The organism is Halochromatium sp. (assembly GCF_054919635.1).
On record NZ_JBUDPI010000168.1, the window covers coordinates 1 to 7,714 of the forward strand.

General features: G+C 64.7%; 8 protein-coding genes. 5 read left to right on the forward strand and 3 right to left on the reverse strand.

Going from position 1 to position 7,714, the window contains the following annotated elements:
* Nucleotides 1–469: 469 nt before the first annotated feature.
* The 4 genes from ACY693_RS11160 to ACY693_RS11175 all read left to right on the forward strand — a co-directional run bounded on the left by ACY693_RS11160 (nt 470) and on the right by ACY693_RS11175 (nt 3,334).
* Nucleotides 470–1,861, forward strand: a complete 1,392-nt coding sequence (locus ACY693_RS11160) for an MBL fold metallo-hydrolase (protein WP_462321902.1) — start codon at nt 470–472, stop codon at nt 1,859–1,861.
* Between the two features lie 139 nt (nt 1,862–2,000).
* Nucleotides 2,001–2,219: a hypothetical protein gene (locus tag ACY693_RS11165; protein WP_462321903.1), complete on the forward strand. Its 219-nt coding sequence runs from the start codon at nt 2,001–2,003 to the stop codon at nt 2,217–2,219.
* Nucleotides 2,220–2,239: 20 nt separating this feature from the next.
* A complete protein-coding gene (locus ACY693_RS11170) occupies nt 2,240–3,022 on the forward strand; it encodes a hypothetical protein (RefSeq protein ID WP_462321904.1) in 783 nt (260 codons plus the stop codon).
* A gap of 117 nt (nt 3,023–3,139) precedes the next feature.
* A complete protein-coding gene (locus ACY693_RS11175) occupies nt 3,140–3,334 on the forward strand; it encodes a hypothetical protein (RefSeq protein ID WP_462321905.1) in 195 nt (64 codons plus the stop codon).
* 23 nt (nt 3,335–3,357) lie between these two features.
* On the opposite strand, the gene ACY693_RS11180 is transcribed toward ACY693_RS11175, so the two are convergent.
* The 3 genes from ACY693_RS11180 to ACY693_RS11190 are packed head-to-tail and all read right to left on the reverse strand — an operon-like array spanning nt 3,358 to nt 6,709.
* A complete protein-coding gene (locus tag ACY693_RS11180) occupies nt 3,358–5,475 on the reverse strand; it encodes a copper-translocating P-type ATPase (RefSeq protein ID WP_462321906.1) in 2,118 nt (705 codons plus the stop codon).
* The gene (locus ACY693_RS11185) at nt 5,475–6,281 is read right to left on the reverse strand and encodes a family 1 encapsulin nanocompartment shell protein (RefSeq protein ID WP_462321907.1); all 807 of its coding nucleotides are present in this window, start codon (nt 6,279–6,281) and stop codon (nt 5,475–5,477) included. Before ACY693_RS11185 ends, ACY693_RS11180 begins: the two co-directional genes overlap by 1 nt.
* Nucleotides 6,278–6,709, reverse strand: a complete 432-nt coding sequence (locus tag ACY693_RS11190; RefSeq protein WP_462321908.1) for an encapsulin-associated ferritin-like protein — start codon at nt 6,707–6,709, stop codon at nt 6,278–6,280. The genes ACY693_RS11185 and ACY693_RS11190 overlap by 4 nt, the downstream gene beginning before the upstream one ends.
* 397 nt (nt 6,710–7,106) lie before the next feature.
* Between ACY693_RS11190 and ACY693_RS11195 the strand changes: the two genes are divergently transcribed.
* Nucleotides 7,107–7,714: lytic murein transglycosylase (locus tag ACY693_RS11195; protein ID WP_462321909.1), on the forward strand; the 608-nt coding region annotated here is incomplete at its 3' end.

Below are 7,714 nucleotides of genomic sequence, written 5' to 3' on the forward strand. Positions count from 1 at the left end.
GGATCAGGTTGAGGGATCAGGTTGAGGCCTCGCTAGAGTCGAGCGTTTCGTTGCGCCGGAGATCGCAGGTCCGCGAATTGGAAGTGCTCGTAGCTTATGCAGCGGCCATGCCAGTGGCTTTTGCAGCGGCCCCACCAGTGGCTTTGCCGAGCGGGGCTTATACGCTAATGCTGTCTCGACCGATGTCGTTGTCGGTATTCGCAAGAGCATGCGGGGCATTTGACCCAGTGGCTGGTTTATTCGGACCGTTTCTTATTGATCGACTGGCCGAGCTGTTGGCCAGCCGCCTGCCCCCAACTCCTAACGCCTTGGCGGAGGAACGCATCGCTGAGCGGGGAGACGAGCAGGCGGCTTATGGGGCTGGCGCGGCCTTTGCACTCGGTGACGAGGAGTTCCAAGTTTCCCTGACCCCAAGTTTCCCTGAGCCCAACTTCCCTGAGCCCAACTTCCCTGAGCTAGGAGCGCTTCGATGTTCTTCAAACAGTTCTACCTCCCCAGTCTCGGCCATGCCTCCTACCTGGTGGGCTCCGAGGAGTCGGGAGAGGCGCTGGTGCTCGATGTGCGCCGCGATGTCGAGACCTATTTCTCGGAGGCGCGCGAGCAGGGGATGCGTATCCGCTACGCCTGCGATACCCACCAGCACAACGACTATCTCAGCGGCATCTGTGAGCTGCCTGCGCGCGGCGAGGTTCAGCTGCTGGCTGGAGCGCGCGCCGAGGTCGGCTATCTGGTGCGTGCGATGGACGACGGCGAGACCCTGGAGATGGGCGAGGTCCGTTTCGAGCTGATGCACACGCCGGGGCATACGCCGGAGCACATCAGTCTCTTGGTCACCGATCGCTCGCGCGGTGATGAGCCAGCAATCCTGTTCTCGGGCGGCGCGCTCTTGGTCGGCGATCTGGCGCGACCCGACCTGCTGGGCGGCGAAGAAGAGACGCGACAGGGCGCCGAGGCCTTCTGCGAGACCTTGCAGCACAAGATCCTGCCACTGCCGGATTTCGTCGAGGTCTTCCCGACCCATGTGGCCGGCTCGCTCTGCGGCGGCAACATCGGCAGTCGGCTGTCGACGACGATTGGCTACGAGCGGCGCATGAACCAGGTATTGAGCAGCCTGTCATCGAGCGAGGAGTTCGTGCGTCAGTGCATGGATCTGACCGATCTCCCGGCGGTGCCGCCCTATTGGCCGCGGATGCGCAAGCTCAATACCGAGGGGCCACCGCCGCTTGGCGTGCTGGCCGATCCGCCGCCGCTCGGCATCGATGAGTTCGAGAAGGCGCGGGACGAGGGTGCCATTGTCGTCGACTGCCGACCCCCAGAGGCGTTTTCGGCGCACATTCCAGGCGCGATCAATGTCGGCATCGGCAACAGCTTTGCGACCTGGGCCGGCAGCGTCTTGCCGCCGGATCGGGATCTGATCCTGGTGCTCGACCGCGCCGGGGATCTCTGGGAGGTGTGCTGGCAATTGTTGCGGATCGGTTATCCGCTACCGCGCGGCTGGCTCGGGGGCGGCATGTTTGCCTGGCGCACCGCCGGCAAGCCGATCGACGTCTTGCCGCAGTGGACAGTGCACGAGCTGCGACGAGCGCTCGATAAGGACCGCGATCTTCTCGTGCTCGACGTGCGCCAGCCGGCGGAGTGGAGCGCCGGGCATATCCCGCAAGCCCGCCATATCACAGGCGCCGAGATCGTGAAACGCGTCGATGAGCTGCCCAAGGATCGGCCCATTGCGTCGATCTGCGGGAGCGGCTATCGCTCATCGGTTGCCGCGAGCGTGCTTAAGGCTCGCGGTCATCGCGAGGTCTACAACGTGCTCGGCGGCATGACCGGCTGGGAGGCCGAGGGCTTCCAGACCGCGTCTTGATGAGGGGCTGAGCGCGCTGTCGAAGCTCGATAGCAAGCGTCTCAGGAGAGCGCTTCGGGATACTGGCATCAGGATCTCGCTGTCTCCCCCTTCCATTCGTCCAGTGACTCATCTTCCAGTGACTCAAGGGAGGTCACCAATGGCAGCCAATAATGACAAGCCAGATCAGGAGGGCCGCTGGCCAAGGCCACTCCATTGCGAGCAGTGCCAGCAGGAGATACCGCCTGATGAGGCGCTGCATCCCGAGGGGCAGGACTATACCCTGGCCTTTTGTTCGCCCGCCTGCCACGCGCTCTGGCGTGATGAGCAAGCCGAGCCAGTCGTCTCGAGTCACCGTGACCGAAGCGGGCGAGACTGAGCAACGCGAAGGAGCACTCGATGAATCAAAGTTTCCTTGCAGTGAGTCATCTCTTCGGCTGGCGATTGCGGACCACCGACGGGATGACCGCGGGCCTGCGCGATGTCCTGCTCGACACCGATAACTGGACAATCCGTCTGCTCGCGGCAGAGGCCGAAGCCTGGGCGCCAGAACGGGAGCTGCTGATTGCTCCCCGGATGGTGGCCGGCTACGACGAGGCGCGAGCTGAGCTCGACCTGGATGCCGATGCCGAGACGCTGCGCTCCAGTCCAGCGATGGCGGCTGAGGACGGCCTTGCCGGTCTCGGCGATGAAGACGCCTTGCCACCCGACTGGGCTGCGCATTGGCGTGCCGAGATCGATCCCGAAGAGGGTGTCGATCCGCCGCCCCCTCCGGCCGATGAGCTCGAGGCGGAGGTTGCGGCCGACCTAGGCGTCGAGACCGATCTGTCAGTGGATGATGTGCTGCGGGCCGAAACCCTGCTCGGTTGGGCCGCCGAGACCGCCGATGGTGTGGCCTTGACCATCAACGATCTGGTCTTCGATGACCGGGATTGGGCCTTGGCTTATCTCGACGTCAGTATCGGGTCTTCGAGCGCCAACGCTCAGGGTGCGTCTGCTGCGAGCGGTCACGCAAAGGAACAGTCCTGCTTAGTGCCACGACAGTCGATCGATTGGCTCAACCGTGCCGGGGAGACCCTGCACCTGGCGGTTTGGGCGCAGGAGCTGCGTGCAGCACCGCAGAGGGCGAGCCCAGTCGCTCTCGACGAGCGCGCCAAGGTCCGCGTCTACGAGCCGGCCTGAGACCGAGCATGGAGGTTTAGCATGCGTTATCCGAGATCTGAGCAGCGCTGGAGAAAGATGCCTTGGTGGCAGAAGGCCGCTGTGTGCTGCTCCCAGCCGACCCTATTCTATAGTCTGATGTTTGCCTTCGTGGGACTCCTGTTCCTGCTTGGCGCCTTCTATCTCGACCCCGACATGTGGACCGTGGGGCTGATCTTAATCCTGGTCTCGGTAGTCATGCTGATCACTTACCTCGTGCTTGCCTACCGTGCTTTCGGTCGTGAAGGTCGCGATGACGAAGCCACCGACATCGATCATGTGAATCGGGATTGATGGCATCCCGCTCGAGCAAGCGCTCAAATAGGCTCTGGATCGGCGCTTGAGCCGTCTTTCGCTGACCGGAATGACGCGCCCGAGGGCTTGAAGCGCCCCAGCAGCTTGGCATTGATGGCGACGATGACGGTGGAGAGTGACATCAAGGCGGCGCCGACGGCGGGACTCAGCAGGATGCCAACCCCATAGGCCACGCCGCCCGCGAGCGGGATGGCAACGGCATTGTAGCCGGTGGCCCAGAACAGGTTCTGGATCATCTTGCCGTAGGTGGCCCGCGAGAGCTCGATCACGTCGGCAACGCGCTTAGGGTCGGACTCGACGAGCACGATGTCAGCGGACTCGACCGCGACGTCGGTACCGGCGCCAATCGCGATCCCGAGATCGGATTGCACCAGTGCCGGGGCATCATTGACGCCATCGCCGACCATGGCGACGATGCGCCCGTCGCGCTGGACCTCTTCGATGCGCTTGGCCTTCTCGTCCGGCAGCACCTCGGCGAAGTATTGGCTCAGGCCCAGCTCGTCGGCGACAGACTTGGCCACGGCCTCGTGATCACCGGTCAGCATCAGGCAGTCGATGCCCATTGCCTTGAGGCGGTCGATCGCCTCGCGCGAGTCATCCAGGATCATATCCGCCAGCGCGATGGCGCCAAGCGGTTGCTCGTCTTCCAGCACATAGACCAGCGTCTTGCCGCCCGCGCGCAGCTCGGCGACCGCGTCCTCATCGACCGAGATCGACTGCTCGCGCAGGTAACCGGGGCTGACCACACGGACGTTGCGCCCCTCGACCTCGGCCTTGGCACCGCGGCCGGAGAGATTCTCGAACGCGGCGGCCTCAGGGATCGATAGCCCTTTGTCCCGCGCGGCCTCGACGATGCCCTCTGCAATCGGATGCTCGGAGTGCGATTCCAGGCCAGCGGCCAGACGCAGGAGCTCGTCGTCGTCCAGCTCGCCGAAGCTGCGGATTCCCTGGACGCCGAAGCGTCCGGCGGTCAGCGTGCCGGTCTTGTCGAAGACGATGGCGTCGAGCTTGCGCGCGCGCTCGAAGCCGGCCCGTTCGCGAATCAGCAGGCCACGCCCGGCGGCGAGGCTGGTACTGACCGCGACCACGAGCGGCACCGCGAGCCCGAGGGCATGCGGGCAGGTGATCACCATCACCGTGACCATCCGCTCGAGCGCGAAGTCGAACGCGCGACCGACGAAGAGCCAGGTCGCGAGCGTGATCGCGCCGGCCGAGAGGGCGATGTAGGTCAGCCAGGCGGCGGCACGGTCGGCCAGGTTCTGCGCCCGTGAGCGCGATGCCTGCGCTTGGCGAACCGTCTCGACCACTTGTGAGAGATAGGTGTCGGCACCGGTCTTCTGGACCTCCAGCGTGATGCTGCCTTCGCCATTGATGGCACCGCCAACGGCCTCATCGCCTTCGCCCTTCTCGACTGGGCGGGACTCGCCGGTGAGCATGGACTGGTTCAGGCTGGTGCGGCCCGCAAGGATGGTGCCGTCGACCGGCACCTTCTCGCCGGGGCGGACCCGCACCCGATCGCCCTGTCGCAGCTCGCTGATTGGCACCTCCTTGACCTTGCCGTTCTCATCGAGACGCAGTGCCCGGTCGGGCATCATCTGGACCAGGCTCTCGAGCGCGCTCGAGGCCCCCATCACCGACTTCATCTCGATCCAGTGGCCGAGCAGCATCACGTCGACCAGGGTCGCGAGCTCCCAGAAGAACACCTTGCCTTCGAGCCCGAGCACCACGGCCGCTGAATAGCCATAGGCGACCGTGATCGCCAGCGCGATCAGGGTCATCATGCCGGGCGCGCCGGCACGCAGCTCGGACCAAAGACCGCTCAGGAACGGCCAGCCTCCGTAGAGGAACACCGCGGTGGACAGGGCGAGCAGGGCATACTGGTCGCCCGGAAAGCCAAGCACCTCGGTGAGCCCGAGAAACGACTGGATCAGCGGCGACAGCAGCAGGATCGGCACCGTCAACAAGACCGAGACCCAGAACCGCCGACGGAAGTCGGCGATCATGGCCCCGTGGTCATGGTGTCCGTGGTGCTCATGCTGACCCTGCTGATCCCGGCCTCCGTGCTCCTGAGCCTGCTCCTGATGATGCTCCTGCTTGTCAGGACTCCGCGAATGGTCCATCAGCCGCTCTCTTCCAGGGTGCAGATTGCTGATGGATCATCGAGCAGAAAGACCAGGCTCTCGGAGATGAACAGCTTCAGATGAATGCCGTCGCTCGCGGCGAAGCCGACCCGCAGATCCTGGCCGATCTTGAGCTCGCCGACACGTGGGTCGACCAGCACGGCGCCGTCGATGGCCGCCTTGTAGACGCCGGCCTCGCACAGGCGCCGCAGATGATCGACCTGGAGCATGTCGCCGCATTGGTAACGACGGAAGAGGGCGTTGTAGCGGGCCGGCGACAGGGCGAGGGCGTAGGGGCCGCTGAAGCCGTTTGCGTCCAGCTTGTTGACCGCGTTCAGCACATCATCGAGCGCCTGCTCGACCTGGGCCCAATCGCCAGCGGGCGAGGTCGCGCGGCCGCTCGCGGTCAGCAGGCCTTCCAGGCCAAGCTCTGGCACACCGTTGTAGATGACCTGCTCTTCGCGGCGGGCGACGGCTTCGGCCGCATCCTCAGCCGCACGCAGGTCGAGCGGTAGGCCGAGCCCAAGGTGCCCTTCGACCCGCCGACGGCTGAGACTGAACGAATGCTGCAGCAGCGGCACCGGTAAGGCCCGGCTGCCGATGGTCGTGGCCAGCTCGTCGCCGCCATCGGCAGCGATGGTTTCCGGGCCAGCCTCGAGGCTCGTGAGCCCAAGGCCATAGGGGCCGTCGAGATCCAGGAAGCGGCGGCCGGTGAGCACGTCGCTTGCGGCCTCGAGTGCGCTCTCATCGATGCGCTCCCAGACGGTTTCCGGTAGGCCTGCGGCCTCGCGATTTAGATAGCTCATCGTGTGACCTCCCGGTCCTGTTGCTTGAGGCTGCCAAGGGTGAGAGCCTGCGGGGCGGCAGCCGGCACGGCTGCGGGCTCTGCAGTCTCGGAGCTGTCGGCGCCGGCCTCGTCAGCGCTGCTCGTCGCGGCTTCCTCGGCTTCGGTAATGGGTACGTCGGTGAAGAGATAGGTGCGCAGATGCTCATCGAACGAGGCGTCGCGGCGGCGCAGCCATTCCAAGACCATTGCGCCGTGCTCGATCTCTTCGCGCATGTTGTGCAAGAGGACCTCGCGCAGCTCGCCGTCGCGACAGGCTTCGGCGCGCTGGCGATACCAGTCCACGGCTTCGAGCTCCTCTTGGAGTGACACCAGCGCACGATGCACATCGCGGGTGAGCGCGCTAAGCTCGGACGCCTCTTCATGGAGGCCTTGGGAGGAATCTGCCATCGGGGTTCAGCTCCTTGGTTGATGGGTCGAATTGCGAGATTGGGCGCCAGCTGCCAGGACCCGGCGTCACGGGTCCGGGCTAAGACGCACCGCTGCCGCTGCAAGGTCGATGCCGAGGCCTTGCCGGCAGCTCAGTCAGCCTGATGCCAGGGTGAGAGAGGTGCGCATCGCGCAATGGCCAATGAGGCTGGGGCATTACAACCAGTTGTGGGGTGATTTCGCCCAATGTCGCTTCGTCCAGTGTCGCGCAGTCACCAATCAGGAATTCTGTGGCTGACCCCGAGGCCATGGCAGCGATTTAGGCGACGTTGCTTAGAGCGGGAGGCCGATGAGGCGTATATCCAAGGAGCATTGGGCTAGGATGAAGAACGGGACAAAGAGGGGGAAGAGGGTGTTGATGATCAAGCGTCTGTTGAGATTGTCGATGGAGCAACAAGCAGCAAAGACTTCGAAGTGTGGTGATGGTCTGAGAGCCGTATCTCGAGCCTGCATCGGCGCTGCGTTGCTGGCCTTTTGGATTGGAGGCGCAGCTGCGAGCGATCAGCTCAGCTGCGGCGGTGATTTCGATGCCTGGTTGACGGCGGTGCGCGCGGAGGCCCGTGCAGCAGGCGTTTCTGAGGAGGCCCTGAGTGCGCTTGAGGGGCTGCAGCCTAGCGCCGAGGTGCTCAAGCACGATCGTAGCCAGGCCGTGTTCACCCAGGATTGGCTGACCTTTGCCGGGCGCATGGTCAATGCCTATCGGCTGCGCGTCGGACGTCAGAAGCTGCGCGAGCACGCCGATGTCTTTGCCGCTGCCGAGCGCGAGACCGGCGTTCCAGCCGAGGTCATCACCGCCTTCTGGGGCCTGGAAAGCGACTATGGTGCAGTGCAGGGCAATGTGGACACCCTGCGGGCATTGGCCACCCTGGCCCATGATTGTCGGCGCCCGGCGCTGTTCCGCCCGCAGTTGATCGATGCGCTGCGCCTGCTGGCGCGAGGTTGGCTCACCCGCGCCCAGTTCAACGG